22 protein-coding genes and 1 tRNA gene are annotated in these 25067 nt (G+C 70.2%); 11 read left to right on the top strand and 12 right to left on the bottom strand.

Annotated elements, in window-relative coordinates:
* Positions 1–13 precede the first annotated feature (13 nt).
* The 5 genes from OG406_RS27415 to OG406_RS27395 are packed head-to-tail and all read left to right on the top strand — an operon-like array spanning position 14 to position 3123.
* Positions 14–199 carry a hypothetical protein gene (locus tag OG406_RS27415; RefSeq protein WP_329188290.1) on the top strand — a complete coding sequence of 62 codons (186 nt, stop codon included), beginning with the start codon at positions 14–16 and terminating at the stop codon, positions 197–199.
* Positions 199–402 carry a hypothetical protein gene (locus tag OG406_RS27410; RefSeq protein WP_329188288.1) on the top strand — a complete coding sequence of 68 codons (204 nt, stop codon included), beginning with the start codon at positions 199–201 and terminating at the stop codon, positions 400–402. Before OG406_RS27415 ends, OG406_RS27410 begins: the two co-directional genes overlap by 1 nt.
* Positions 399–1781 (top strand): replication initiator protein RepSA, encoded by a 1383-nt coding sequence (gene repSA, locus OG406_RS27405; RefSeq protein WP_329188286.1) that lies wholly within the window; start codon positions 399–401, stop codon positions 1779–1781. Before OG406_RS27410 ends, repSA begins: the two co-directional genes overlap by 4 nt.
* Entirely contained in the window at positions 1778–1990 is a 213-nt protein-coding gene (locus tag OG406_RS27400) for a helix-turn-helix domain-containing protein (protein ID WP_329188284.1), read from the top strand. Before repSA ends, OG406_RS27400 begins: the two co-directional genes overlap by 4 nt.
* The gene (locus OG406_RS27395) at positions 1990–3123 is read left to right on the top strand and encodes a tyrosine-type recombinase/integrase (RefSeq protein ID WP_329188283.1); all 1134 of its coding nucleotides are present in this window, start codon (positions 1990–1992) and stop codon (positions 3121–3123) included. Before OG406_RS27400 ends, OG406_RS27395 begins: the two co-directional genes overlap by 1 nt.
* Positions 3124–3215: 92 nt before the next feature.
* Here OG406_RS27395 and OG406_RS27390 read toward each other — a convergent pair.
* Positions 3216–3290: transfer RNA gene (locus OG406_RS27390), tRNA-Val, on the bottom strand.
* Positions 3291–3513: 223 nt separating this feature from the next.
* On the opposite strand from OG406_RS27390, the gene OG406_RS27385 reads away from it, so the two are divergent.
* Together OG406_RS27385 and OG406_RS27380 are read left to right on the top strand one after the other, a co-directional pair.
* Complete coding sequence (locus tag OG406_RS27385) at positions 3514–4302, top strand: DUF4097 family beta strand repeat-containing protein (protein WP_329188282.1); 789 nt, start codon at positions 3514–3516, stop codon at positions 4300–4302.
* Between the two features lie 338 nt (positions 4303–4640).
* Complete coding sequence (locus OG406_RS27380) at positions 4641–5999, top strand: hypothetical protein (protein ID WP_164375654.1); 1359 nt, start codon at positions 4641–4643, stop codon at positions 5997–5999.
* 316 nt (positions 6000–6315) lie between these two features.
* Here the strand turns inward: OG406_RS27380 and OG406_RS27375 are convergent, their stop codons facing one another.
* Entirely contained in the window at positions 6316–7617 is a 1302-nt protein-coding gene (locus OG406_RS27375; protein WP_443067110.1) for a hypothetical protein, read from the bottom strand.
* Between the two features lie 93 nt (positions 7618–7710).
* Positions 7711–9750, bottom strand: a complete 2040-nt coding sequence (locus tag OG406_RS27370) for a transglycosylase domain-containing protein (protein WP_266613448.1) — start codon at positions 9748–9750, stop codon at positions 7711–7713.
* Between the two features lie 381 nt (positions 9751–10131).
* On the opposite strand from OG406_RS27370, the gene OG406_RS27365 reads away from it, so the two are divergent.
* Positions 10132–10359: an FmdB family zinc ribbon protein gene (locus OG406_RS27365; RefSeq protein WP_081217078.1), complete on the top strand. Its 228-nt coding sequence runs from the start codon at positions 10132–10134 to the stop codon at positions 10357–10359.
* A 228-nt stretch (positions 10360–10587) separates the two neighbouring features.
* Here OG406_RS27365 and OG406_RS27360 read toward each other — a convergent pair whose 3' ends face one another.
* From OG406_RS27360 to OG406_RS27350, 3 genes are read right to left on the bottom strand one after another with little or no spacing between them, the layout of a single operon-like run.
* Entirely contained in the window at positions 10588–11415 is an 828-nt protein-coding gene (locus OG406_RS27360; protein WP_164375642.1) for an HAD family hydrolase, read from the bottom strand.
* On the bottom strand, positions 11415–13964 hold the full coding sequence (locus tag OG406_RS27355) for a phosphoribosyltransferase (RefSeq protein ID WP_443067109.1): 2550 nt from the start codon (positions 13962–13964) through the stop codon (positions 11415–11417). The genes OG406_RS27360 and OG406_RS27355 overlap by 1 nt, the downstream gene beginning before the upstream one ends.
* Before the next feature lie 44 nt (positions 13965–14008).
* Positions 14009–15178 (bottom strand): HpcH/HpaI aldolase/citrate lyase family protein, encoded by a 1170-nt coding sequence (locus OG406_RS27350; RefSeq protein ID WP_081217080.1) that lies wholly within the window; start codon positions 15176–15178, stop codon positions 14009–14011.
* Between the two features lie 194 nt (positions 15179–15372).
* On the opposite strand from OG406_RS27350, the gene OG406_RS27345 reads away from it, so the two are divergent.
* Entirely contained in the window at positions 15373–16281 is a 909-nt protein-coding gene (locus tag OG406_RS27345; RefSeq protein ID WP_164375640.1) for a TerD family protein, read from the top strand.
* Between the two features lie 76 nt (positions 16282–16357).
* Here the strand turns inward: OG406_RS27345 and OG406_RS27340 are convergent, their stop codons facing one another.
* The 6 genes from OG406_RS27340 to OG406_RS27315 all read right to left on the bottom strand — a co-directional run bounded on the left by OG406_RS27340 (position 16358) and on the right by OG406_RS27315 (position 20960).
* Entirely contained in the window at positions 16358–17095 is a 738-nt protein-coding gene (locus OG406_RS27340; protein ID WP_164375639.1) for a TerD family protein, read from the bottom strand.
* 122 nt (positions 17096–17217) lie between these two features.
* The gene (locus OG406_RS27335; protein WP_164375638.1) at positions 17218–18366 is read right to left on the bottom strand and encodes a DUF475 domain-containing protein; all 1149 of its coding nucleotides are present in this window, start codon (positions 18364–18366) and stop codon (positions 17218–17220) included.
* A 134-nt stretch (positions 18367–18500) separates the two neighbouring features.
* Positions 18501–19076, bottom strand: coding sequence for a TerD family protein (locus OG406_RS27330; protein ID WP_081217084.1), 576 nt, complete (start codon positions 19074–19076; stop codon positions 18501–18503).
* Positions 19077–19176: 100 nt separating this feature from the next.
* On the bottom strand, positions 19177–19752 hold the full coding sequence (locus OG406_RS27325; RefSeq protein WP_081217085.1) for a TerD family protein: 576 nt from the start codon (positions 19750–19752) through the stop codon (positions 19177–19179).
* A 114-nt stretch (positions 19753–19866) separates the two neighbouring features.
* The gene (locus OG406_RS27320; RefSeq protein WP_164375637.1) at positions 19867–20325 is read right to left on the bottom strand and encodes a peroxiredoxin; all 459 of its coding nucleotides are present in this window, start codon (positions 20323–20325) and stop codon (positions 19867–19869) included.
* Positions 20326–20531: 206 nt separating this feature from the next.
* Positions 20532–20960, bottom strand: coding sequence for a DUF3052 domain-containing protein (locus OG406_RS27315; RefSeq protein ID WP_164375636.1), 429 nt, complete (start codon positions 20958–20960; stop codon positions 20532–20534).
* Positions 20961–21427: 467 nt separating this feature from the next.
* On the opposite strand from OG406_RS27315, the gene aceE reads away from it, so the two are divergent.
* Entirely contained in the window at positions 21428–24175 is a 2748-nt protein-coding gene (gene aceE, locus OG406_RS27310) for a pyruvate dehydrogenase (acetyl-transferring), homodimeric type (protein WP_164375635.1), read from the top strand.
* 75 nt (positions 24176–24250) lie between these two features.
* Positions 24251–25030: a potassium channel family protein gene (locus tag OG406_RS27305; protein ID WP_164375634.1), complete on the top strand. Its 780-nt coding sequence runs from the start codon at positions 24251–24253 to the stop codon at positions 25028–25030.
* The last annotated feature ends 37 nt before the right edge of the window (positions 25031–25067 follow it).

Here is a 25067-nt window from a genome sequence, read left to right as displayed (position 1 = left end):
AGGAACTCCCGGCATGACGCACCGCACCCGAGCCCGGTCCCGGATCTGCCCCGACTGCGACGGCTTCGCCTCCGCCGCCGTCACCCTCGGCGGCCGCGACCGACGTGGACACCTGCGGACCATTACCGCCCACTGCCCGGCCTGCCACGGCACCGGCACGACCACCCGCCCCGCCGTGCGTCAGGCGGTGAGCGTCTGATGCCGCGCAACTGGAGCCGAGGAGTCGACCGCATTCCGCCGGACCCGATCGACGGCGACTACGACCGCCTGAAGAAGATCGCCAAGGCGCACCACCTGCACGACAAGGACCGCGCCGCGAAGGGCACCCCCGCCGGCCGCTCCTCCAACGAGGCGTCCAGCCGCAACGCCAGCACCCCTCAGAAGCGGGGATGGCGCCGTTGAACCTCGCAACCCAGCTCGACCCGACCACCCTCGGCGATCTGCTGAGGGTGGCTTCGGCCGACGACTTCGACCGCTGGCACGAGCAGATCCGCCGCACCGGCGGCTGCGCCGACCCCATCCACCTCACCGGCTGGACCCTCAGCAAGGACAAGACCACCGGCGAGACCCTCCACCACTACTCGACCGAATCCGAGCCGGGCGGACGGCTGCGGGTCGCGTGCGGCAACCGCCGGGCCTCCCGCTGCCCGTCCTGCGCCTGGACGTACGCGGGCGACACCTACCACCTGATCCGCGCGGGCCTGGCGGGCGACGACCGCCGCGACATCCCCTCCACCGTCCGCGATCACCCCAGGGTCTTCGCCACGCTCACAGCCCCGTCCTTCGGCCCCGTCCACAACCGTCCCGAGCGAGGCATCTGCCGCTGCGGCACCCGCCACCCCGCCGACGACCCCACCCTCGGCACGGCACTCGACCCGGCCACCTACGACTACGCGGGAGCGGTCCTCTTCAACAACCAGGCAGGCGACCTCTGGCAGCGCTTCACCACCCGACTCCGCCGCGAGGTCGCCGCCCGCGCCGGCCTCACTCGAAGTGAACTATCCGCCCATGTGCGGGTCTCGTACGGCAAGGTCGCCGAGTTCCAAAAGCGCGGCGCCCTCCACTTCCACGCCGTCATCCGCCTCGACGGACCGGACGGACCCGACACCCCGCCCCCGTCCTGGGCGAGCGCCGGCCTTCTCACCGACGCGATCCACGCCGCCGCGGCGCACTCCTACACCTCGGTATCCGCCCCGGCCGTCCAGGACGAACCCGCCCGCACCTTCCGATGGGGAACGCAGCTCGACGTACGCCCCGTGAAGGCGTTCGGAGACGGCTCCGACATCACCGAACAGGCAGTCGCCTCCTACGTCGCGAAGTACGCCACCAAAGCCGCCGAGAACACCGGCAGCCTCGACCGACGCATCGGCGAACTCTCCGAACTCGACCGCCACGAGATCCCCGACCACACTCGCCGACTCATTGAGGCGTGCAAGCACCTCGATCCGCTCTACCCGGAACGGCGGCTGTGGGCCTGGGCTCACATGCTCGGGTTCCGCGGCCACTTCTCCTCCAAGTCGCGTCGGTACTCCACCACCCTCGGCGAACTCCGCCAGGCCCGCGCCGACTTCCGCGCCGCACAGGAACGCCAAGCCCTCGGCCTGGACGACCGCGAGCCGGACACCGTCCTCGTCCTGGCCGACTGGCAATACGCCGGCCACGGCCACACCCCCGGCGAATCCGCCCTCGCCGCCACCGTCGCCCGCGACCTCCAGCACAACCGCGAAACAGCACGCGAAGCCCTGCACGACCAACTCGCCCCGGAAGGAGCCGCCGCATGAAAGAGCGATACCTCAGCGTCGACCAGGTGGCCGAAGTCCTCGGCACCTCCGCGCGCTTCCCCCGTCGGCTGATAGCCGAGCGACGCATCACCTTCGTGAAGGTCGGTCGGCACGTCCGCATCCCGGAGAGTGCCGTGGACGCCTACATCACGGAGCACACCGTGGAGCCGATCACGGTCCGTGCCTCGCGCCTGAAGGCGGTGGCCTGATGCCTAACTCCAAGAGGCGCCGTCGCCGCTTCGGCTCCGTGCGCAAGCTGCCCTCTGGCCGCTTCCAGGCCCGCTACCGGGGTCCGGACGGTCTGATGCGGACGGCTGACACGACGTTCGCGACGCAGACAGATGCGGACCGCTGGCTCGTCAAGCAAGAGGCCAAGATCCTCGACGGTGACTGGACGAACCCGGACGTGAAGATTGCGTTCGGTGACTTCGCGCAGTCGTGGTTCAAGGATCGTGACTACGCGGCCACCACACGAGAGCGCAACGCCGGCGTGCTCAACCGGCACATCCTGCCGACGTTCCGCACGATCCCCCTCCGGGAGATCACCACTCCGCAGGTACGGCGCTGGCGTACAGACCTCCTCGACGCCGGGGTTGGGCCGGCCACCGTCTCCAAGGCGTACCAAGTCCTACGGGCCGTCATGAACACCGCCGTGGATGACGGGCTGATCGAACGCAATCCGTGCCGGGTCAAGGGCGCGGGCACGGTCACCCACACCGAGCGGCCGTTCCTCTCCGTGCCCGAGGTGTACCGGCTCGCCGACGCGGTCCCCCCTCACTGCCGCGCCCTGGTGCTCCTGGCCGCGTTCGCCGCACTCCGCTTCGGCGAGCTGGCCGCGCTCCAGCGCCGGGACATCGACCTGGAGGCCCGAACCGTCTCCGTCCGCCGTTCGTACGCCGAGACCCGAACCGAAGGCCTCACGGTCAAGGCGCCCAAGAGCGCTGCGGGTGTCCGCACCGTGGCGTTCCCGGCCTCGATCGTGCCCGAGCTGGCGCAGCACCTGGCCGAGCACGCAGAGGCCGGCCGGACTGGGCTCGTCTTCGTCGGCGCCCGCGGCGGTGTTCTGCGGCGGAACAACTTCCGGCGGATCTGGCTCCGCGCGCTGACCGCGACCGGTCTCGGTGACGTCCACTTCCACGATCTCCGGCACACCGGGAACACCCTCGCCGCGACCGGCGGCGCCACCACCCGTGAGCTGATGCACCGCATGGGCCACTCGTCGGTGCGGGCCGCGCTGGTCTATCAGCACCTCGTCAACGGGCGTGATCACCAGATCGCCGACTACGTGGACGGTCAGATCAAGAAGGTGAAGCGGCCTCCGCACGGACCATCTGGCACGTGAGTGGCACGGCGGCGAAAAGTCGCCGCGAAAGATCAAGGCCCAGGCACCCGGCTTCGCACCGGTTGACCTGGGCCTTAGTCGTGTCCTGAGACTGGTGGGCGCGGACGGTTTCGAACCGCCGACATCCGCCTTGTAAGGGCGGCGCTCTACCCCTGAGCTACGCGCCCAGAACGAGTCGATAGCCTACATTGCCGGGGGGCCTGACCCGCAAACCCGTATCCGGGGGCACGCGGCGGAGGTGGTCCCGGCCGGGGGTTATCCCCACCCCGCATCCGGGAGCGGCCCGGATGGGCCCTGGGCGTGGGCGCCCATACCTTCGAAGTGGCTTCGTGGACCGGGTTCGGTCGAGGGTGCGGAGCGACTCGCAGACCGTTTCAGGGGGAGATCATCATGGCTCGTACACCTGCCCGTGCCCGGACCCTTCGTGCCGCCGGCGTCGGGGGTGTCGTGCTGGCGGTCGTCGCCGTCGCCACCGCGTGCGGCGCGTCCGCCGGGGACGACAAGGACCCCGACCACCGTTCCTTCGCGCTGCACGGCCGGACCCTGACCGTCGACTCGGACGACTCCTCGCTCGATCTCGTCGTGTCGGACTCCGCGAAGTCGGACGAGGTCCAGGTCACCCGGTGGTTCCAGGGCCACGTCACCGTCGGCGGGGACCCGAAGGTGACCTGGGCGATGAAGGGCGACGACCGGCTCGTCCTGCGGATGAAGTGCTCCGGCGTGATCGCCGACTGCTCCGCCCGCCACCGGATCGTCGTGCCGCGCGGCGTGGCTGTGAAGGTACGGGACGGGGACGGAGGAGTGAGCGCCCGGGGCTTCGCCGAGGCCCTGACCATCCGTACGGCCGACGGATCCGTGCGGGTCAGCGACTCCTCGGGACCGCTCGACCTGCGCAGCGCCGACGGCTCCATCCAGGCGCTCGGCGTGGACGCCCGGAACGTGCGCGCCCGTACCGAGGACGGCTCCGTACGGCTCGAACTCGCCTCCGTACCCGATCTGGTGGACTCCCGGACCGCCGACGGTTCCGTGTCGATCGTGCTGCCCCACGCCGGCTACCGCGTGACGACGGGCAGCGGTGACGGCTCGGTCCACGTGGACGTGCCGCGTGACGCCTCCAGCACGCACCGTGTCTCGGCTCACACGGGCGACGGAAAGATCACGGTGCGAACCGCGAACTGACCGGCCCGTGTGTTCGTCCCTAACCGGTGGGAGAATGACAGCCGGGCAAGCGGATGACAGCACGGGAGAGGGATGTGACGGCGACACCTTCGCGGCCGTACTCGCCGTTCGCGCGATCAGCGCGGCCGGCCCACCCCCTTCCCGTCAGGCAGGGCCCCCCGCCGACAGGGCCGGTGCCCGCGCAGCGCGACCGCGCGGAGGACGCCGGTTCCACGCAGGCGCACCGGTCCGGTGCGCAGCAGTCGGGTACGCACCAGTCCAGTACCTCCGGTGCGTCCGTTGCGTCCGGTACGTCGACAGGCGGCCCCGTACCCGGCCCGCACGGCCCCGTCCCGGCGATCCCCCCTTCGGAGCCCTCCACGCGCCCCTCCCGCTCCTTCGCCGCCGCCCGTGACGTGCTCACCCTCGTCGCCCTCCCCGTGCTGGCCGCCCTCGTCCTGCCCGCGGCCTTCGCCGGGGGCGGTACGCGGCGCTGGTTCGGCGGGCGGGCCGAGGGGCAGCGGGCCGAGGCGCAGGCCGCCAAGGACGCCGCCGCCGCCGCGTTCTACGAGCTCGACACCGCCCAGCGCGACCTGCGCATCTCGATCGAGACGATCACGGCCGTGGACGACTCCCCGGCCGCCCGGCGCGCGGTCTCCGACTTCGAGGCGCTGGGGCGGCGCATCGACGAGGCCAGCCAGAAGTACATCACCGCCGTCGACGCCCACGATCTGGACCGCGACGAGCTGGAGGCGTCGGTCGCCGCCCGGGCCCGCACCGAGCTGACGGCCGCCAAGGACGAGCTGGGCCGGGTGAAGACCGAACTGGACCGGTTCGAGCAGGGTCTCGGCCCGCTGCTCGGCAAGGCCGAGACCCAGCTCGCCCGGCTCGCCCCGGCCGTCGAGCGCGCCCGGCAGTCCCTCCTCGCCGCGTCGAACGCTCTGGACGCGGTACGGCAGTCGGGGCTCCGGGCCGACGACCTCGCCGCCCGGCTCGCCACGCTCGGCCCCGAGCTGACCAAGCTCAACCAGGGTGCGGGGCAGCACGGTGTGCCGGAGACCCTGGAGCGTGCCGAGCGGGTCTCCCGGGAAGCCGGGGCGGTACGGGCGGAGGCGGAGCGGCTGCCGGAACGGGCCGCGGAGATCGACCACCGGCTGGTGTCGCTGCGGACCCGCGCCCAGTCGCTGACGACCCGGGCCGGACAGGTGGAACCGGTGCTGAGCGAGCTGCGGCGCCGGTTCTCCGCGGCCTGCTGGCAGGACCTCCAGCACGTACCGGACGCGGCCGAGGAGAACGTACGGCAGGCCGAGGCGAAGCTGAAGGAGGCCAGGGCGGCGCGGGAGGCGCAGCGCTGGCCGGACGCGACCGCGCTGCTGGCGACGGTGCGCGCGCTGCTCAACAACACGGACGAGGCCGTTTCGGCGGCGGGTGACCGGCTGCGGCGGCTGAACGCCGTACAGAAGGATCCGCAGGCGGAGATCGACCGGACCCGTTTCGCGATCCGGGACGCGCAGCGGCTGGCCATGGCGGGCCGCAGCACTCCCGATCCGCGGCAGGCGCGCCCGCTGGACGAGTCCGTCGCCCGGCTGGACCGGGCCGTCGCCACGCTGGAGGGGCGTCACCCCGACTACTGGCACTTCCTGACCGAGACGGAGGCCGTGCGGCAGACGGTGGCCGGGGTCGTCTCCCAGATCCGCGAGGAGCGCGGGGGCGTCTGAAGACGCCGTGAGCGGTCGGCCCCGGGACACCGAGTCCCGGTCCGCCGGAAACGGCCGCCCGCGGCAGGTCCCACCCGTGACTCCGTAGGCCCTCGGCAGGCCCTCGGCCCGCCACGCGCGGGTGCTCCCCGGCGACCCGTCGTGGGACCCCGCACCCGTTCCTGGGCGGGTCACCCGCACGTGTCCCTTTACATATTCTCCGCAACTGTGTCGGGTTCGCGAAGAGTTGGGCCGGAGTGCAACCGAGTCCCTTATGTCCGAGGTAAGTTGATGTTCAAAGTCGCCGCGGCGACCCCGCGGGCGCCGTTGCGACCAGCTACTTCACGACCGTCGACCAGTCCGGCGACTGGGCCGGGTCGAGGCTGCGCAGGCGCTCCAGGGTCTCCGGCTTCTGCACGTCGAGCCAGTCGGTCAGTTCACGGAAGGACACACAGCGGACGCCCTTCTTCGTGCACACGCTCTTGATGACCTGGTCGATGGACTTCATGTAGATGCCCCCGTTCCAGTCCTCGAAGTGATTGCCGATGAACAGCGGCGCCCGACTGCCGTAGTAGACCCGGTCGAAACCGGCCATGTACGACTTGACGGTCTCCTGTTCCCACTGCGGGTACTGGGCCGGATCTCCGTCGGTCTCGCCGTCGGACTGGTTGTAGAGGAAGTTGAAGTCCATGGACAGGCCTTGGTACTTGCCGTTCTCGTAGGGGAGCATCTGGAGCGGGAAGTCCCAGACGCCCTCCTTCTTGGCGGGCCATATCTGAAAGTCCCCGGCCGAGCTGGCGTCGTAGCGCCAGTCGTACTTCTTCGCCGTGGCCTTCATCGCCTTGAGCAGGTTCTTCTGGCCTTCGAGGCAGGGGGCGCGCCCGCCGCTGATGGCCTTCGCCGGGTCGAAGGGGAGCGCCGGCAGATCGCTGTAGCCGGTGTTGGTCTTCCACTTCTCGACGAAGGAGAAGAACTGGTTGATCTCGCTCTCCCACTCCTCGACGCTCCAGTCCCCGCCGCCCTTGTCGCCGCAGAAGTGGCCGTTGAAGTGGGTGCCGATCTCGTTGCCCGCCTTCCACGCCTTGCCGAGTTCGGCGAGCGTGGTGCGGATGTGCTCGTCGGTGGGGTAGCTGATCGCCGCCGCGCCCGGGTTGTGCATCGGAGGCTCGTAGAGCGTCTTCTTGTTCTTGGGCAGCAGGTAGATCCCGGTCAGGAAGAACGTCATGTGGGCGTTGTACTGCTCGGCCATCTCCCGGTAGTGGGAGAACAGTTTGTCGTCGCCCTGGAGGGCGCCGTCCCAGGAGAAGACGACGAACTGGGGCGGCTTCTCACCGGGCTTGAGCGGTACGGCCTTCAACTCGCCCTTCTGCGGGCCCGTGTAGGACGTGGAACCGTCGCCGAGGATCTTCGTCTTTCCGTCCCACGCCGGTTCCTTCTTCGCCTTGGCGGCGTCGTCGGAGGCGTGCACTCCGGCGGAGCCCGCCGGTGTGGTGCTGTCCGTGTTCAGGGCCAGGTAGGTGGCGGTCAGGGACGTGACGACGAGGAACGCCGTCATGGCCGCGAAGCCCTGGCGTGCCGAGGCGGCGGCAGAAGGCTGTTCGGGCTCCCGGCGTCGGCGCCGGCTGTGCTTCGAGTTCATACGGGGCACATTCTGCGAGGGGGGTCTGAGGAAGGGGACGCGGCCGGACGGCGGCCGTCGGAGGGGGCCGGTCCGGACGGCCGGCCGACGGGGTCAGCGCAGCGGACTCATCGCGCCGGACCAGATGCCGTACGGGACGTCGGTCTCGGGTGTGCCGGCGATCCCTTCGAGGGGAAGCGGTTCGAGGCTCTTGGACAGGTCGATGCGGTAGAGGACCACCGCGGTCGAGACGTCACGGTTCGTGCCGACATACCAGGCCGCCTTGTCGTCCTGCGTCGTGCCCTTCTTGCCCGCCACCTGCGCCGTGGTGGTTGCGGCGCCCGGGTGGGCGGTGCGGAAGGAGTCGGAGAGCGCCTCCGTGACCTCGCGGGCCACCTCCGCGCTCATCGCGCGATGGGGCGCCGGGGTGTCCAGGGTGACGCGGTAGCCGTTGCGGGTGACGCGGCGCACCGAGTACGGCTCGGTGTGCGTCCCGTCCGCGGCGAAGGTGGCGTACGCGTTGGCCATGCGGATCGCGCTGGGTGTGGAGCTGCCCAGCGACAGTGTGGGTACCTGGGGTCCGATGCTGGAGGAGAGCAGGCCCGAGGCCTCGGCGGTCGCGCGCACCTTGTCCAGGCCGGTGTCCATGCCGAGCTGCATGAACGGGGTGTTCACGGAGGCGGCGAGCGCCTGGCGCAGCGTGACCTGCCCGTGGTCCTTCTTCCCGTCGTTGTGGGCGGCGACCTTCTTGCCGCTGCGGTCCCAGTAGGGGCCCTCCGGGGTGCTGACCGGGATGCCGTCGTTGCCGTCGTACACGGACTCGGGGGTGACCGGTGTGACCGCGCCCTCGCGGGTCTTGTGGACGCCGTGTTGCAGCCCCGCCGCGTAGACGAACGGCAGGAAGGCCGAACCGGCGGGCACGGTGGTCGCGTTGGACTCGTTGTAGCCCTGCGTACGGTGGTCGGGGCCGCCGTAGACGGCGAGGATCCGTCCGTCGTCGGCGATCGAGGCGGCGCCGTAGTGGGCGTTCTTCGCCTTGTCCGGGTCGTCCTTCTTCGCCTTGGCGCGGGCCTCGGTCACGGTGTCGGTGAGCTTCTTCTCCCGCTTGCGGTCGAAGGTCGTGTAGATCTGGTAGCCGCCGAGGTCGAAGTCGCGGTCGGAGATGTGCCCGGCCTTCTTCGCGTACTGGGTCGCCAGCTCGACCAGGTAGTCGCTCTGCTTTCCGGTGTCGAACGCCCGCCCCTGCTCGAGCGGTTCGGGGAACTTCGTGTAGGTGGCCCGCTCGGAGGCGGACAGCTTGCCCGTCTTGACCATCCGGTCGAGGATCCAGGACCAGCGCTCCACGGCCCGCTTGTGGTTGGCCTCGCTCAGGGTGGGGTCGTAGAGGCCCGCGCCCTTGAGGAGCGAGGCGAGGAAGGCGCCCTCGCTGGCGTTGAGGCGGCTCACGTCCTTGCCGTAGTAGGCCTGGGAGGCCCGCTGCAGACCGTAGGTGCCGCGCCCGAACCAGCTCGTGTTGAGGTACCCCTCAAGGATCTCGTCCTTGCTCAACTTGTTGTCGAGCTTGAGGGAGATCATGGCCTCGGTGAACTTGCGGCTCACCGAACGGTTCTGGTTCAGGTAGACGTTCTTGACGTACTGCTGGGTGATCGTCGAGCCGCCCTGGGTGTCGCCCTGGCCGACCGTGCGCACCAGGGCGCGGGTGATGCCCTTGACGGAGATCCCGGGGTCGGAGTAGAAGCTCTCGTTCTCCGCCGCGAGGACGGCCGAGCGGACGTCCGGGGGGATGTCCTTGAGCGGCATGGCCTGGCGGCGCACCCAGCCGGTACGGGCCATGGGGGTGCCGTCGGCCCAGAAGTAGACGTTGTCCTGCTGGGTCGCGTACGTGTTGAGGTTCTGCGGGATGTCCGTCGCGGCGTAGGCGATGACCAGCAGCGAGCCGCTCAGGCCGATGGAGAGCGCGAGGGCGCCGAGCCACTGGCGCCAGGAGGGCATCCAGCGTCGCCAGCCGGCCCGGCCCGGTCGCGGGTAGGCGGGCTTCAGGCGGCGGCCGAGGGGCGCGAGGGGTGCGAGGCGGGTGGCCAGCCGGGACAGCGGGGTTGGCTGCGGCTTGCGGCGGGTGCCGCCGGGGCGGTGCGCTCCGATCGGGTCAACCACGGCGCGCTCCGGCGCGTGGACGGCCCGTGGACAAGGGATGCCGGGCATCGTTTCGATGCCAAGTCTGGGTCACGACTGCGTCTCCCTCCGCACTTCTGAATTGCGCGCGCGGGTAGATGCAGCGGCCGCTCACGCGGCTGCGAGCCCCCCATCCCCGACCTTGCGGCTCGTCGCGGCAGTATTAAATTATCAGCGACCTCGGGGATCGCTTCGATCAGCGACCAGACAAAAAAGCACAGGGGCCAAGAGAGCCGAGTGACGGGCGGGACACGAATCGACCTCGTTCCGGTCGCGGACGGTCGCCCGGCGGCTCGCCGAACGGCACGGATCCAGCGCCGCGAGACCCTCCGGAAGCGGGCCTCCTCCGGCTAACCTGTCGGCATGCCTCGCTACGAGTACCGCTGCCGGACCTGCGGCGACACCTTCGAACTCAGCCGTCCGATGGCCGAATCGGCCGCTCCGGCGGCCTGCCCGGCCGGTCACGACGACACGGTCAAACTCCTGTCGACGGTCGCCGTCGCCACCGGCGGTTCGGCGTCCGCGCCGGCTCCCGCGCCCGGTGCGGGCGGCGGCGGAGGCGGGTGTTGCGGCGGAGGTTGCTGCGGCTGATCCGGGGAGATTTCTCAGGAGATCTTCAGGTATGCCCGAAGCGTGCACCGCGGTGTGAGACGCGGCACGTTCGAAAACGACAAATCTTCCATCTCGGCCTTATTCGGGTGCTGTCGATCCTCGACGGCAGTGCGTATGCCCCGGGCAGCGCGTTCGACACGGGTGCGCCCCGGACCGCACGTCACGGGTGTGCCCCGGACCGGACGGTCCGGGGCACACCCGCATGAATCAGGCGAGTTCGGGTGCGGCGCAGGCGTGCACGAACTCGCGGAGGATCCGCTCCCCCGCCGCGACGCCCCGCTCGGGCAGCGCGGTGATCGCCGGTGCCGTCCAGTCCGCTTCGGCCAGCTCGCCGTGACCCGGGCGCCAGCCGCGGTCCGCGACGAGCAGCAGGTCCGCGTCGAGCAGCGAGTCGCCGGCACCCAGGGTGAGGACGGCGCCGGTGCGGCGGGCGACCTCCCGCACGGCCGCGCTCTTGGTGAGCGGCTTCGGCACGGCGTAGATCTTGCGGCCCTGGAGCGAGACCGTCCAGCCGCGGTTCTCCGCCCAGACGGCCAGGTCCTTCACCCACTGCTCGGGAAGCAGTTCCCGCTCCACCACCAGGTAGGCGAACAGGTCCTCGGCGATCCGGTGCTTGCGCACCCAGACCGGGTCCGCGGTGTCCGCGAGGTGCTCCCGGATCTCCGCGAGCGGCGCGCACTCGGAGGCGAGCCGGTCCATGACGCTCCGGTGCCAGTCGAGGTCGGAGACCCCGTCGACGAGCAGGTGTCCGCCGTTGGCGCAGATCGCGAACTCGGGTGCCGGACCGGGCAGGTTGATGCGCTGGTACTGCTTGCGGGTGCGGGTCGTGGTGGGCACGAAGTGCGCGAGGTCGCCGAGTTCGGTGAGCAGCCCGGCGGCCGTCTCCGTCATGTAGGACAGCGGCTTGCTCTCGTGCACCTCGACGCAGAGCAGCCGGGGCGCCCGCGCGTCCGGCATGGTCAGCGCGAGCGCGGCCGAGGAGTAGATGAGCGTGCGGTCGAGGTCGCTGGCGACGAGCACCTTGGGCGCGGACATCAGGCGGTCACCGCCTTGCCGTCGGCACCGGTCGCGCCGCGCGTGAACTTCGGGTGGATCAACCCCACGCAGGTGTAGGGGAGTTCGCCGACCTCCTCGACGGGCACCCCGCGCTGTCCGGCGAGCAGCCGGACGTGGTCGAGGTCGGCGCCCGCTCCGGCGCGCGCCAGGATCTTCCAGGGGACCCGGCGCAGCAGCACCCGGGTGGTCTCGCCGACGCCCGGCTTGACGAGGTTGACGTCGTGGATGCCGTATTCCTCGCTGATGCGCTCGACGGCGGCCCAGCCCTCCCAGGTGGGGGTGCGGTCGGCGGCGAGCAGCTCCTTCGCCCGGTCGCGGGCCGCCTCGGCGACGTCGGGGAAGTGGGCGGCGACGACGTCCAGGAACTCGACGGAGACGTCGGACCCGGCGAGTTCGCGGTAGAACTTCGCGCCGTGGAAGTCGTGTTCGCCGACCAGGTCGGAGCGCAGCACCGTTCGCGAGATGAGCCCGGAGACCGTGGAGTTGAGGCAGGCGGAGGGGATGAGGAAGTCCTCGCGGGTGCCGTACGTGCGGACGCACGAGCCGGGGTCGGCGAGCACCGCGATCTCCGGGTCGAAGCCGGAGACGCCCTCGGCCTGCTCGAACTCGGCGATGGCGTCGGCGAGTTCGCGGGTGATGGCGCCCTTGCCCGTCCAGCCGTCGACGAACACGACGTCGGCCGGGTCGTGGTGGGCGGCGAGATAACGCAGCGCGTTGGCGTCGATGCCGCGGCCGCGGACGATGGAGACGGCGTAGTGCGGCAGGTCCAGGCCGTGCTGGTGCTGGGCCCAGCGGCGCATCAGGACGCCGACGGGTGTGCCGGCCCGGGCGAGGGAGACGAGGACTGGCCGCGGGGAGCGCTCGGCGAGGACGACCTCGGTGACGGCGCCGACGGCCTCGGCGATCCGGGCGGCCGAGGTGGTGAGGGCCGCGTGGAACAGCTCCTGGTACTGGGTGCTCGGCTGGTACTCCACCGGCAGCGACTCCGCGTAGTGGGCGCCGCCGCTCTGGATGGCCTCCTCGCGCTCCTCGGTGGGCGCCTCCAGCGTCACGTCCGAGAGGTCCTGCAGCAGCCAGCCGACCTCGTCGGGCGCGTACGAGGAGAAGGCGGGGCCGCGGAGGGGCTCGGGCAGCATGGAGGGCCTTTCGGTGGACGGCCGTGCGGGGACGTACGACGGGACGACGGCGAGCAGGATGCTCGGGGTGTGCGCCGCGAGCCGGGCCAGCAGGCCGTCGGGGGCGTGCAGTTCGGGGGTGTCGGCCGTGGAGTCGACGACCGCCACGACGGCGTCGAAGCCGCCGCCCGCGACGTTGTAGGCGAAGCGGGCGCCGGGGCCGTCGTCCGGGTCGTCGTGCGCCGGGAAGACGATGCGGCTGCGGATCGCGTAGCCGGGGTCGTCGAGTGCGAGGACCGGGGAGCGGGTCGTCGTGGAGAAGCGCACCTCGGCGGACACCACCTGCTCCAGCTCGCGGGCGAGGCGCAGCGGCGCGTACATCAGCTCCTCGAAGCCGAGCACCAGCACGCGGCGGGCGTCGTCCGGCAGGGCTTCGGCGAGCCGGGCGGCCATCGCGGGCAGGGCGCCGTCCAGGCGTATTCGCTGGCCCGGGGTGAATCCGTGCCGTCCGCCGTCCGGGAGGCCGCGGGGCCAGCCCAGCTCGACGCGCACGGCACGGCCGGGGCTGCCGGTGGCGGGGGCGTCCGGCGCCTCCCGCTCGTGCTCGGCGACCAGTGCCTGCCCCTTCTCGAGGACGCCCTCGGGCAGACGCACCGTGCCCGACGCGGCCGCGATCAGGTCGACGCGGGCGCCGATCTCGGCGGCGAACCGCTCGAAGCGGGCCAGGTCGGCCTCCGACCGCATGTCGACGAGCGCCACCACGACGTACCGCTCGCGCGGGTAGCGCTCGTGGAGGTCGCGGATCGTGTTGAGGACGGTGTTGCCGGTGGAGAACTCGTCGTCGACGAGGATCAGCGGTCCGGGGCCGGCGAGCAGGTCCGGGTGCTCGGGCAGGAGCAGGTGCGAGGTGGCGTGCGAGTGGGCCTCCTCAAAGCCGCCGGCGCGCGCGACACCGGCGACGGGACGGCGGGTGGAGTGGAGGTAGGGGGCGACACCCACCCCGTCGGCGACCGAGTGACCGAGCCCGGTGGCCGTCTCGGCGTACCCGAGGACGACGGCCTCGCGGGCCTCCTCGGTGCCCAGCAGGTCGCGCACGCGCCGGCCCAGGGCGACGCCCTGGCCGTGCACGACGGAGGGCGACTGCGGCACGTGCTTGCCCAGCACGTTCGAGACGAGCAGGTGGGCGCGCTTGGGGTTGCGCCGGAGCGCGAGACCGAGCATCCCGCTCAGCCGCTCGTCGCCGACCAGCTCGACGCCGAGCCGCTCGGCGACCCAGGAGCCCGTCCAGGGCGCGTCAGGCACGGCGCCCTGGCCCTGCCCGCCGTCCGGGGCGCTCGCCCCGGACGGCAGGTCCGGCACGTCCGGCCCGGCCGGTCGTGCGGGGTCGTTCGGGTCCTGCGCAGGGGTGTTCATCAAGTCCTCGGTGATCGGTTTCCGCGTCGCCCGGCCGGGCCGCGTCACTCGGGCAGTCCGGCGGTGAGCAGCTCGACGAAGCCGATGTCCTCGTGGGCGACCCCGAAGACCTCGGCGCGCAGCAGGGTGCGCTCCGCCCAGGCGCGATGCGGCTTCACCTCGTTCATCTTGTTCGTGTACGCCGACCTCAGGACGCCTCCGCCGCCGCGCTCCGGCCGCAGGATGTCCTGCGCGTCACTGAACTCCTCGTGACTGACCACGGACAGCGCGTGCACGGGCAGCACGTGCGACGGGTGGATGCAGGTCTTGCCCATCAGGCCGTTGGCCTGGTCGAGAGCGATCTCACGCAGCAGACCGTCCATGGCGTGCTCGATCAGTGTCTCGCGCAGCTCCTCCGCCTGCCCCTCCAGGAAGGGGCTGCGGCGCAGCTGCGGCTTGAACATGCGCTCCTGGACCCGGAAGTACTCCCAGACGGGTCCGGTCACGGTGAAGCCGGTGCCGTCGGCCCGGCCCAGCATGTTCACCACGTCGGCGATCACGGAGGCGACGACCTGCACGTCGTACGCCGTCATGTCGGGGGCCCGGCGCAGGCCGTACGAGGAGCAGAAGTCGGTGACGCCGAGGCGCAGGGCGAGGACGCGCTCGCGGTACTTGTCGACGGCGCGGGAGATGCCCTCCAGGGTCTCCACGCGTGACTCGCGGTAGAGCAGCTCGGGGGACTCCAGGACCGGCATGGCGAAGAGCCGGCGGCCGCTGGAGGCCTCGGCGGAGGCGAGGGCCTCCAGGAACGGCATGCCGCGCTCCTCGGTGAACTTCGGCATCACGAATCCGGAGAGCAGCCGGACGGCGGGGCCGAGGCGCCGCACGAGGTCGGGGATCTGTTCGGGGTGGCGGACCCGCACGAACAGCAGCGGGGTCTCTCCGGTGTCGGGGCGTGCGGCCAGGTCGGTGAACTGGCGGACCAGGTTCTCCTCGGCGCCCACGACCTCGGAGTCGTCGATCGAGTCCTCCAGGCACAGCACCATCGAGACAACGCCCCGCGTGGTCTGCTTGACGATGTCGTCGGCGAGCTGCGGTCGGGTGGCCGGGCTGTACAGGGTGGCCCCGAGGGCGGCGGCGAGGACGCGGGCCGGCGAGTCGGCCGTGAAGACGCCGGGCTCGCGGTGGAAGAGGCGCTGCCGCTCTTCCGGGGTGATGTGACCGAAATGACGCATGAGACTCCCCCGTGGCGGCTAGTGGGCTGCGGCTGCTGGGCCGGATGTGATGTGGCCGGTAATAGTACGTATGGATCAATGTCAGGGGTTCCCGCAGGGCGTGAAGTTCAGGTAACTCGGCCGTGTCCAACACTCGCCGGTTCCGGGTCGACCCCGCATTGTCGTGACCAGGACCGAGAGGGCAGGATGGCCGTATGACGCACGCCATGCCGAAGGGGTCGAACGTCCCGCTGGACGCCACAGCGGTGCGCGCCGTCCTGTGCTGGACGCCCGGGCAGGGTGTCCCCGATGTCGATGTGTCGGCGCTGCTCCTCGGCCCCGACGGTCGTGTGCGATCCGACGAGGACTTCGTCTTCTACAACCAGCCCCGCCATCCGTCGGGCAAGGTGTGGCGGCTCGGCAAGAAGCGTGGCGCCGAGGGCCTCACCGACACGATCCAGACAGATCTGGCGGGTGTCGAGTCCGGAGTCGGACAGATTCTCCTGGTCGCATCGGCGGACGACGTCACCTTCGATCGCGTACGTGATCTGCGCATTCTGCTGTACGACGCCGGTGTCACGGACGGTGAACCGCTGGCGTACTTCGACGTCAGGCCGGAGACCGGGGCGGAGACCGCGCTGATCTGCGGCGAGCTGTACCGGCGCGGTGAGGGCTGGAAGTTCCGGGCGCTGGGCGAGGGCTACTCCAATGGTCTGGTCGGTCTCGCGACCGATTTCGGGATCTCGGTGGACGAGTCCGAGGCGGCGGCCGCCGCGGCCGCCTCCGCTCCGGAGGCGAGCACCTGGGCGGCGCCCGCGGGCACCCCGGAGACCTCGGTGCCGCTGCCGCCCGAGCAGGTCCCGCCGCTCCCCCGGCAGCCGGCCCCGGTGCCGCACCAGCCCGCGTACGGCTATCCGCAGCCGGCCGCGGCGGCCCTGACGGAACCGGCGTACGGCTATCCGCAGCCGGCCGGTCAGCAGAGCGCCCCGTCCGCCTACGGCTATCCGCAGCCCCAGACCGCGCCGGCCGCGCCGCCCGCGTACGGCTTCCCGCAGGCCGTCGGCGCGGGGCCGGACCCGGACTTCCGGCTGCCGCCGCAGGGACCGCAGTTCATCGGCCGCTGAGCCCGGAGCCCCGCACCGCCCGCCGGGCCCGGTTCGCCCTGGGGCCCGCCGCTCGGATCAGGGCCCGGGGCGTGTCCTAGCGCTCGACCTTGGACTTGTAGCCGCGGCCCCACTGGAGGCCCCAGCCGTAGAGGCGGTCGAGTTCGGCCTGGAAGCCGTACACGAACTTCACCTCGCGGCGCACGGTCAGCTCGCCCTTGTTGTTCTCGATCATGACGACGGCGCAGGAGCGGGCCTGCGGGTGGCGTTCGTCGAGGCCGATCTCGATGCGCGGGCCGTTGCTCGGGTAGAGCGTGATGATGGCGTGGGTGCGGTCGAAGGCCGGGGTCTGGTCGTAGATGTAGACGAAGACCAGCAGCCGCTTGATGTCGTCGCGGTGGTCGAGGTTGACGAAGGCCGTCTCGCCCGAGCCCGAACCGAAACGGTCGTCGCCGCTGAGCTTCACGAACGGCGGGCCGTTGAGTTCGCCGAGGAAGCCGCCGAGCGGCTGGACGACGCCCTTGGTGCCGTCCGTCAGCTCGTACATGACCCCGAGGTCGAGGTCGACGTTCACCATGCTCTGGGTGTGCGCCTGGACCACTTCCGGTTTGAAGGTGCGGAAGGGGTGGCGCAGCAGGCTCTCGCGCTGCGGCCCGCCGATGTCGGAGGTGCGCATCCGCCAGGAGAGGTTGATGCGCAGGTTGCCGGTGGCCGCGCCCTGCTTGGTGAGCGACACCGTGTGGTTGCGCTTGGTCAGCTCGATGGAGTTGGTGGCCGCGCTGCCGGAGTCGAAGTCCGCCGAGCGCCCCCGCCACAGGTCCTGCCAGATGCCCATTTCCGCCCCCCACGTTCCTCGGTATGCGGCGGGGCGGCCGTCGAGGACCTGTCCTCTACGGCCGCCCCGCTCAGAGCGTTCCTCAACCGGGGCCGTGTCACACCCCGGACGGCGGAGGGGTGTCACACCCCGGACGAGACCTCAGCCTTCTCGTCCGAGGTCGGGGCTTTTCCCTCGGCCTCGGCGAGCGCCTTGTTCCGGCGCACGGAGGACCAGAAGGACCAGGCGATCAGGACGACACCGACGAGGCCGGTGATGACCTCGTTGATCTGGTACTGGATGGTGACGAGGAGGATCACCGAGAGCGCGCCGATCGCGTAGTGCGCGCCGTGCTCCAGGTAGACGTAGTCGTCGAGGGTGCCCTGGCGGACCAGGTAGACGGTGAGCGACCGGACGTACATGGCGCCGATGCCGAGACCGAGCGCCATCAGCACGATGTCGTTGGTGATGGCGAAGGCGCCGATGACACCGTCGAACGAGAAGGACGCGTCCAGCACTTCCAGGTACAGGAACATGAAGAACGCCGCCTGCCCGGCGAGGACGACGGCCGGCTTCTTCTTGCCGCTCCGCTCGGCCTCCTCCTCTTCCTCGTGGGCCCGCTCCTCCTCCTCTTCGAGACGGTCCTCGAAGTAGCCGGAGAGCCCGCCGACGACCATGTACGTGATCAGGCCGGCGATGCCGGAGATCAGCACCGTCTGCGCCTTGTCGGCGTGCCCGCCGCCGTGCTGGTGGGCGTTGACCGCGAAGGTGAAGGAGGTGATGAGCAGGACGATCAGGGCGATGCAGACCGACAGCATGTCGACCTTGCCCAGCTTGGCGAGCGGACGCTCGATCCAGCGCAGCCACTGGATGTCCCGGTCCTCGAAGATGAAGTCGAGGAAGATCATCAGCAGGAACATGCCACCGAAGGCGGCGATCGACGGGTGCGCGTCGGTCACCAGCTGCTGGTACTGGTCCTTGTCGTTCAGCGCGAGATCGACCGCGTCGATCGGGCCGATCTTGGCGCTGATGGCGACGATGACGACGGGGAACACCAGACGCATACCGAAGACGGCGATCAGGACACCGACGGTGAGGAAGATCTTCTGCCAGAAGGCACTCATCTTCTTCAGGATTCCGGCGTTGACCACCGCGTTGTCGAAGGACAGCGAGATCTCCAGGACGGCCAGGATCGCCACGATGCCGAAGGCGGTCCACCCCCCGTAGAAGGCCGCTGCGACCAGACCGAGCGCGGTAATCGCGAACGACCAGCCGAAGGTTTTCAGAAGCACTGGCTACCCAATCATCGTGTGGTGGGGGCACCCCCAGCGGTCGCTCGGAGGAGGGCTTCCCCCGCGCCGCACTCGTCTTTACCTACTGTTGACCACGAAGTGTAGAGGGCCGCCTTCGACCGAAACAGGTGGGCCTAGGAAACATTCACCCCGAAGTCGAGTGCGATGCCCCGCAGCCCCGACGCGTATCCCTGGCCGACCGCGCGGAACTTCCACTCGGCGTTGTAGCGGTAGACCTCGCCGAAGATCATCGCCGTCTCCGTGGAGGCGTCCTCGGACAGGTCGTAGCGGGCGAGTTCCTGGCCGTCGGCCTGGTTGACGACACGGATGAAGGCGTTGCTGACCTGGCCGAAGGTCTGGCCGCGGTTGTCCGCGTCATGGATGGAGACCGGGAAGACGATCTTGTCGACGTTGGCCGGCACCTTGGAGAGGTCGATCAGGATCGACTCGTCGTCGCCCTCGCCCTCACCCGTGAGGTTGTCACCGGTGTGCTCGACCGAGCCGTCCGGGCTCTTGAGCTGGTTGTAGAAGATGAACCATTCGTCCCCGAGCACCCGGCCGCCGTTGCACAGCAGGGCGCTGGCGTCGAGGTCGAAGTCGGCTCCGGTGGTCGAGCGCGCGTCCCAGCCGAGCCCGATCATCACCTGTGTGAGGTTCGGCGCGGCCTTCGAGAGGGAGACATTGCCCCCCTTGGCGAGTGTGACACCCATGATGCTGGTCCTCCCCGAGGTCGATCTTCACTTGGTACAGCGGGCCCGGCGCCGCACCGAAGAGGTGCGGCGCCGGGCCGGACGGCTGAGGCCCGAGGGCTCAGACGTTGACGCCGAAGTCCTGCGCGATGCCGCGCAGGCCCGAGGCGTACCCCTGGCCGATGGCGCGGAACTTCCACTCCGCGCCGTTGCGGTACAGCTCGCCGAAGACCATCGCGGTCTCCGTCGAGGCGTCCTCGGAGAGGTCGTAGCGGGCGATCTCCGCGCCGCCCGCCTGGTTCACCACGCGGATGAACGCGTTGCGGACCTGGCCGAAGGACTGCTGGCGGTTCTCGGCGTCGTAGATCGAGACCGGGAAGACGATCTTCTGGACGTCGGCCGGGACGGTGGCGAGGTTGACCTTGATCTGCTCGTCGTCGCCCTCGCCCTCGCCGGTGGTGTTGTCACCGGTGTGCTCGACCGAGCCGTCCGGGCTCTTCAGGTTGTTGAAGAACACGAAGTTCTGGTCGCCGGAGACCTTTCCCTGGTCGTTCGTGAGCAGGGCGCTGGCGTCGAGGTCGAAGTCCGTGCCGGTGGTGGTGCGGACGTCCCACCCCAGACCGATGATGACCGCGGTCAGTCCCGGGGCCTCCTTCGACAGCGAAACGTTGCCGCCCTTGCTGAGGCTGACTCCCACGAGTCCTCCCAATGGTGTTCAGGGGCGGGGCGCCCCGTAGGTGCGTTGGTATCGGATCAACGATCCGATCCTAGTGACGGGTTCCCGTGCCCCGCAGGGCTTGGAACCGAAGAATCACAGGGTGTCGAGCGCCTTGACGTACTCGTTCAGGTCACGCGCGTCGGGCAGGGCGTTGACGACGGTCCAGCGGACCACGCCCTCCTTGTCGATGATGAACGTGCCGCGCACCGCACAGCCCTTGTCCTCGTCGAAGACGCCGTAGGCGCGCGAGACGTTGCCGTGCGGCCAGAAGTCCGACAGCAGCGGGTACTCCAGGCCCTCCTGCTCGGCGAAGACCCGCAGGGTGTGGATGGAGTCGTTGGACACGGCGAGCAGCTGGGTGTCGCGCTCGGTGAACTGCGGCAGGTTGTCCCGCAGGGAGCACAGCTCGCCCGTGCACACCCCGGTGAAGGCGAAGGGGTAGAAGAGCAGCACCACGTTCTTCTCGCCCCGGAAGTCGGAGAGCCTCACGGTGGCGCCGTGGTTGTCCTTCAGCTCGAAGTCCGGTGCCTTGGTGCCGACGTCGACGGTCATGCTCACTCGCTTCCCTTCCAAGGGTCTGTTCGGGTGACGACCAGCGTACGCAGTGATCGTCGTCGGGCCCCGGTGCGGTCCCGCCGGGTGGATCACGGGGCGGACGGACGGGCGCCGTCCGGGTGGTCGCGGGCATGCGTGAGGCCCCCGCCGAGGTGGCTCGGCGGGGGCCTCACGGATGCTCTGCTTGCAGACGGGGCTGCAGCTCAGCGCTTCGACTTGGGGGTGGCCAGGCGGGTGCCCGACCATTCCTTGCCGACGGAGATGCTCTTCGTCTGGGAGAGGCCGGCTGTCTGTGCGGCATCACTGATGTCGCTGGGCTCGACGTAACCGTCCCTGCCGGTCTTCGGGGTCAGCAGCCAGATCATGCCGCCGTCCTCGAGGAGACCGATGACGTCCACCAGTGCGTCCGTGAGATCGCCGTCCTCGTCCCGGAACCACAACAGCACCACGTCAGCGGTGTCGTCGTAGTCCTCGTCGACCAGATCCTGGCCGATCAGCGATTCGATGCCTTCACGGAGCTCGTGGTCAACGTCGTCGTCGAAGCCGATCTCCTGGACCACCTGTCCGGGCTCGAACCCCAGCCTGGCGGCCGGGTTGGTCCGCTCCTCCGCGTGGTCCGCGGTCGCGCTCACGGCTTGCCTCCTGATCATGTTTCGGGATTGGGGTCTCCCCCCACTCGTCCAGAGCTCGGGGGAGTCTCAGCCACGCGCGTGCGCGCAGCATTGGCCGTAGTCCACACGGGCGGAGCGGATCGCGCAAGTACCCGGCCGTCGAGACCGCCGAAACGGTGACGATCCTGGCAGTGCCGACGCACCTCCCGGTGGGCCTTCATCAGGCCTCGTGACGCGCACCACACCCTTCTGCCCCATTTATGAACTTCGGAACCCTTGGAGCCTACGAGAACCGAACGGCTTTGCGGAACGCGTCACGTACTGAGCGTATCGTTGCGTTTTGGTCGGGCCCGTCCCAGCGGTCTGCACGAGCGTCTCGGTTACCCCTAAGTAGAGATGACGTATGCGTTCCCGAGGTACACGATGGGGAACGGTGCAGATACAGGGGAAACCCACCGCAGACAGCCCTCTGACAGCGAAGGAACAGCGTGGCTTCCGGATCCGATCGCAACCCGGTCATCATTGGCGGCCTTCCCAGCCAGGTCCCGGACTTCGACCCTGAGGAGACTCAGGAGTGGCTCGACTCGCTCGACGCCGCCGTCGACCAGCGCGGCCGTGAGCGCGCCCGCTATCTGATGCTGCGGCTGATCGAGCGGGCCCGCGAGAAGCGCGTGGCCGTGCCCGAGATGCGCAGCACGGACTACGTCAACACGATCGCCACCAAGGACGAGCCGTTCTTCCCCGGCAACGAGGAGATCGAGCGCAAGGTCCTGAACGCGACCCGCTGGAACGCGGCCGTGATGGTCTCCCGGGCGCAGCGCCCCGGCATCGGTGTGGGCGGCCACATCGCGACCTTCGCCTCCTCGGCCTCGCTCTACGACGTGGGCTTCAACCACTTCTTCCGCGGCAAGGACGAGGGCGACGGCGGCGACCAGATCTTCTTCCAGGGGCACGCCTCGCCGGGCATCTACGCCCGCGCGTTCCTCCTGGACCGGCTCTCCGAGCAGCAGCTCGACGCGTTCCGCCAGGAGAAGTCGAAGGCGCCCTACGGGCTGTCCTCGTACCCGCACCCGCGGCTGATGCCGGACTTCTGGGAGTTCCCGACCGTCTCGATGGGCCTCGGCCCGCTCGGCGCGATCTTCCAGGCCCGGATGAACCGCTACATGGAGGCGCGCGGCATCGCCGACACCTCCAAGTCCCACGTCTGGGCGTTCCTCGGCGACGGCGAGATGGACGAGCCGGAGTCGCTCGGCCAGCTCTCGATCGCGGCGCGCGAGGGCCTGGACAACCTGACCTTCGTCGTCAACTGCAACCTCCAGCGCCTCGACGGCCCGGTGCGCGGCAACGGCAAGATCGTCCAGGAGCTGGAGTCGCAGTTCCGCGGCGCCGGCTGGAACGTGATCAAGCTGGTCTGGGACCGCACCTGGGACCCGCTGCTCGCCCAGGACCGCGACGGCGTGCTGGTCAACCGGCTGAACACCACGCCGGACGGCCAGTTCCAGACGTACGCCACGGAGACGGGCGCGTACATCCGCGACCACTTCTTCGGCGACGACCACCGGCTGCGCGCCATGGTCGAGAACATGACCGACGACCAGATCCTGCACCTGGGCCGCGGCGGACACGACCACAAGAAGATCTACGCGGCGTTCTCGGCGGCCAAGACCCACTCGGGCCAGCCGACGGTGATCCTCGCGCAGACGGTCAAGGGCTGGACGCTCGGCCCGAACTTCGAGGGCCGCAACGCCACGCACCAGATGAAGAAGCTGACGGTCGCCGACCTCAAGGGCTTCCGTGACCGCCTGCACCTGCCGATCTCCGACAAGGAGCTGGAGGACGGCGCGCCGCCGTACTACCACCCGGGCCGGGACTCGGAGGAGATCCAGTACATGCACGACCGCCGCAAGGGGCTCGGCGGGTACGTCCCGACGCGTGTCGTGCGGTCGAAGCCCCTGGCACTGCCCGAGGACAAGACGTACGCGAGCGTGAAGAAGGGCTCGGGTCAGCAGTCCATCGCGACGACCATGGCCTTTGTGCGACTCCTCAAGGACCTCATGCGGGACAAGGAGATCGGCAGGCGGTTCGTGCTGATCGCGCCCGACGAGTACCGCACGTTCGGCATGGACTCGTTCTTCCCGAGTGCGAAGATCTACAACCCGCTCGGCCAGCAGTACGAGTCGGTGGACCGTGAACTGCTCCTCGCCTACAAGGAGTCGCCGACCGGCCAGATGCTGCACGACGGCATCTCGGAGGCCGGTTGCACGGCCTCGCTGATCGCCGCGGGTTCGGCGTACGCCACCCACGGCGAGCCGCTCATCCCGGTCTACGTCTTCTACTCGATGTTCGGTTTCCAGCGCACCGGCGACCAGTTCTGGCAGATGGCCGACCAGTTGGCGCGCGGTTTCGTGCTGGGCGCGACCGCCGGGCGGACGACGCTGACCGGTGAGGGCCTGCAGCACGCGGACGGCCACTCGCAGCTGCTCGCCTCGACGAACCCGGGCTGTGTCGCCTACGACCCGGCGTTCGGTTTCGAGATCGCGCACATCGTGCAGGACGGCCTGCGCCGGATGTACGGCTCGACCGAGGAACACCCGCACGGCGAGGACGTCTTCTACTACCTCACCGTGTACAACGAGCCGATCCAGCACCCGGCCGAGCCGGAGAACGTGGACACCGAGGGCATCCTCAAGGGCATCCACCGCTACGCCGCGGGCACGTCGGGCACCATCCCGGCGCAGATCCTCGCTTCCGGTGTCGCCGTCCCGTGGGCCGTCGAGGCCCAGCGGATCCTCGCCGAGGACTGGAACGTCCGGGCGGACGTCTGGTCGGCGACCTCCTGGAACGAGCTGCGGCGCGAGGCCGTCGACGTGGAGCGGCACAACCTGCTGCACCCCGAGGAGGAGCAGCGCGTCCCGTACGTGACGCGGAAGCTGTCCGACTCCGAGGGCCCGTTCGTGGCCGTCTCGGACTGGATGCGCTCGGTCCCGGACCAGATCGCGCGCTGGGTGCCCGGCACCTACCAGTCCCTCGGCGCGGACGGCTTCGGCTTCGCGGACACGCGCGGCGCGGCCCGCCGGTTCTTCCACATCGACGCGCAGTCGATCGTGGTCGGCGTGCTGACCGAGCTGGCCCGTGAGGGCAAGGTGGACCGGTCGGTGCTGAAGCAGGCCGTGGACCGTTACCAGCTCCTGGACGTGACGGCGGCGGACCCGGGCGCTGCGGGCGGGGACGCGTAGCCGTTCGCGGCGAAGCGGAGGGGCGGCGGGCCGATCGGCCCGCCGCCCCTCCGCCTTTCTTCCTACGATGCGCTCATGACGCAAGAATCGGCTCAGGCCCGTTGGGAGCTGCACACCCAGCGGCCCCTGCTCGTCCTCGCGGTGGCCTTCGCCCTCGCGTACGCCGTGCCGATCGTGGACAGCGACGCGGAACCGGCGGTGGCGCTCACCTGCACGGTGGTGGAGTGGGTGGTGTGGGGGGCGTTCGCGGCCGACTACCTGGTACGGCTCGCGCTCTCCGGCCGGCGGCGGGACTTCGTCCGGACCCACTGGCTGGATCTGTGCGCGGTGGTCCTGCCGATCCTCCAGCCGCTGCGGCTCCTTCGGCTCGTCTCCACGCTGATGCTCGTGGGGCGGCGGGCGCGGATGGCCTCGCAGATCCGGCTGACGACGTACGTCGGGGGCGCGGTCGTCGGACTGCTGATGTTCGGCTCGCTCGCCGTGCTGTCCGTGGAGCGGGACTCGCCCAACGGGAACATCCGGACGCTGGGTGACGCGGTGTGGTGGTCCTTCACGACGATGACGACCGTGGGGTACGGCGACCACGCCCCGACCACCGGGATGGGCAGGGTCCTCGCCGTCGGTCTGATGCTGTCGGGGATCGCCCTGCTCGGTGTGGTCACCGCGAACATCGCCGCCTGGTTCATCTCCCGGTTCGAGAAGGACGACGTGGAGGAACGCCGGCAGACCGCGGCGATCGAGGCCCTCACCCAGGAGGTACGGGCCCTGCGCGCCGAGCTCACCGCCCTCACGGGCACCCCGGGTCTCCTCCCGCACCCCCTGCCGTCAGGGTCCGAGGAGCACTCCCCCACCTAGACCTGTGGGCCCGCGCGCCGCTCGCAGCGGCACACGG

Source organism: Streptomyces sp. NBC_01428, assembly GCF_036231965.1.
Lineage (GTDB): Bacteria > Actinomycetota > Actinomycetes > Streptomycetales > Streptomycetaceae > Streptomyces.
This window is presented reverse-complemented; position numbering and strand designations above follow the sequence as displayed.

Bases quoted from the DNA above. Each gene is read 5' to 3' on its own strand.
- OG406_RS27415 (WP_329188290.1), top strand. From the start codon at position 14: ATGACGCACCGCACCCGAGCCCGGTCCCGGATCTGCCCCGACTGCGAC.
- OG406_RS27410 (WP_329188288.1), top strand. From the start codon at position 199: ATGCCGCGCAACTGGAGCCGAGGAGTCGACCGCATTCCGCCGGACCCG.
- OG406_RS27400 (WP_329188284.1), top strand. From the start codon at position 1,778: ATGAAAGAGCGATACCTCAGCGTCGACCAGGTGGCCGAAGTCCTCGGC.
- OG406_RS27395 (WP_329188283.1), top strand. From the start codon at position 1,990: ATGCCTAACTCCAAGAGGCGCCGTCGCCGCTTCGGCTCCGTGCGCAAG.
- OG406_RS27385 (WP_329188282.1), top strand. From the start codon at position 3,514: ATGGCTCGTACACCTGCCCGTGCCCGGACCCTTCGTGCCGCCGGCGTC.
- OG406_RS27375 (WP_443067110.1), bottom strand. From the start codon at position 7,617: ATGAACTCGAAGCACAGCCGGCGCCGACGCCGGGAGCCCGAACAGCCT.
- OG406_RS27365 (WP_081217078.1), top strand. From the start codon at position 10,132: ATGCCTCGCTACGAGTACCGCTGCCGGACCTGCGGCGACACCTTCGAA.
- OG406_RS27360 (WP_164375642.1), bottom strand. From the start codon at position 11,415: ATGTCCGCGCCCAAGGTGCTCGTCGCCAGCGACCTCGACCGCACGCTC.
- OG406_RS27355 (WP_443067109.1), bottom strand. From the start codon at position 13,964: ATGAACACCCCTGCGCAGGACCCGAACGACCCCGCACGACCGGCCGGG.
- OG406_RS27350 (WP_081217080.1), bottom strand. From the start codon at position 15,178: ATGCGTCATTTCGGTCACATCACCCCGGAAGAGCGGCAGCGCCTCTTC.
- OG406_RS27345 (WP_164375640.1), top strand. From the start codon at position 15,373: ATGACGCACGCCATGCCGAAGGGGTCGAACGTCCCGCTGGACGCCACA.
- OG406_RS27340 (WP_164375639.1), bottom strand. From the start codon at position 17,095: ATGGGCATCTGGCAGGACCTGTGGCGGGGGCGCTCGGCGGACTTCGAC.
- OG406_RS27330 (WP_081217084.1), bottom strand. From the start codon at position 19,076: ATGGGTGTCACACTCGCCAAGGGGGGCAATGTCTCCCTCTCGAAGGCC.
- OG406_RS27320 (WP_164375637.1), bottom strand. From the start codon at position 20,325: ATGACCGTCGACGTCGGCACCAAGGCACCGGACTTCGAGCTGAAGGAC.
- OG406_RS27305 (WP_164375634.1), top strand. From the start codon at position 24,251: ATGACGCAAGAATCGGCTCAGGCCCGTTGGGAGCTGCACACCCAGCGG.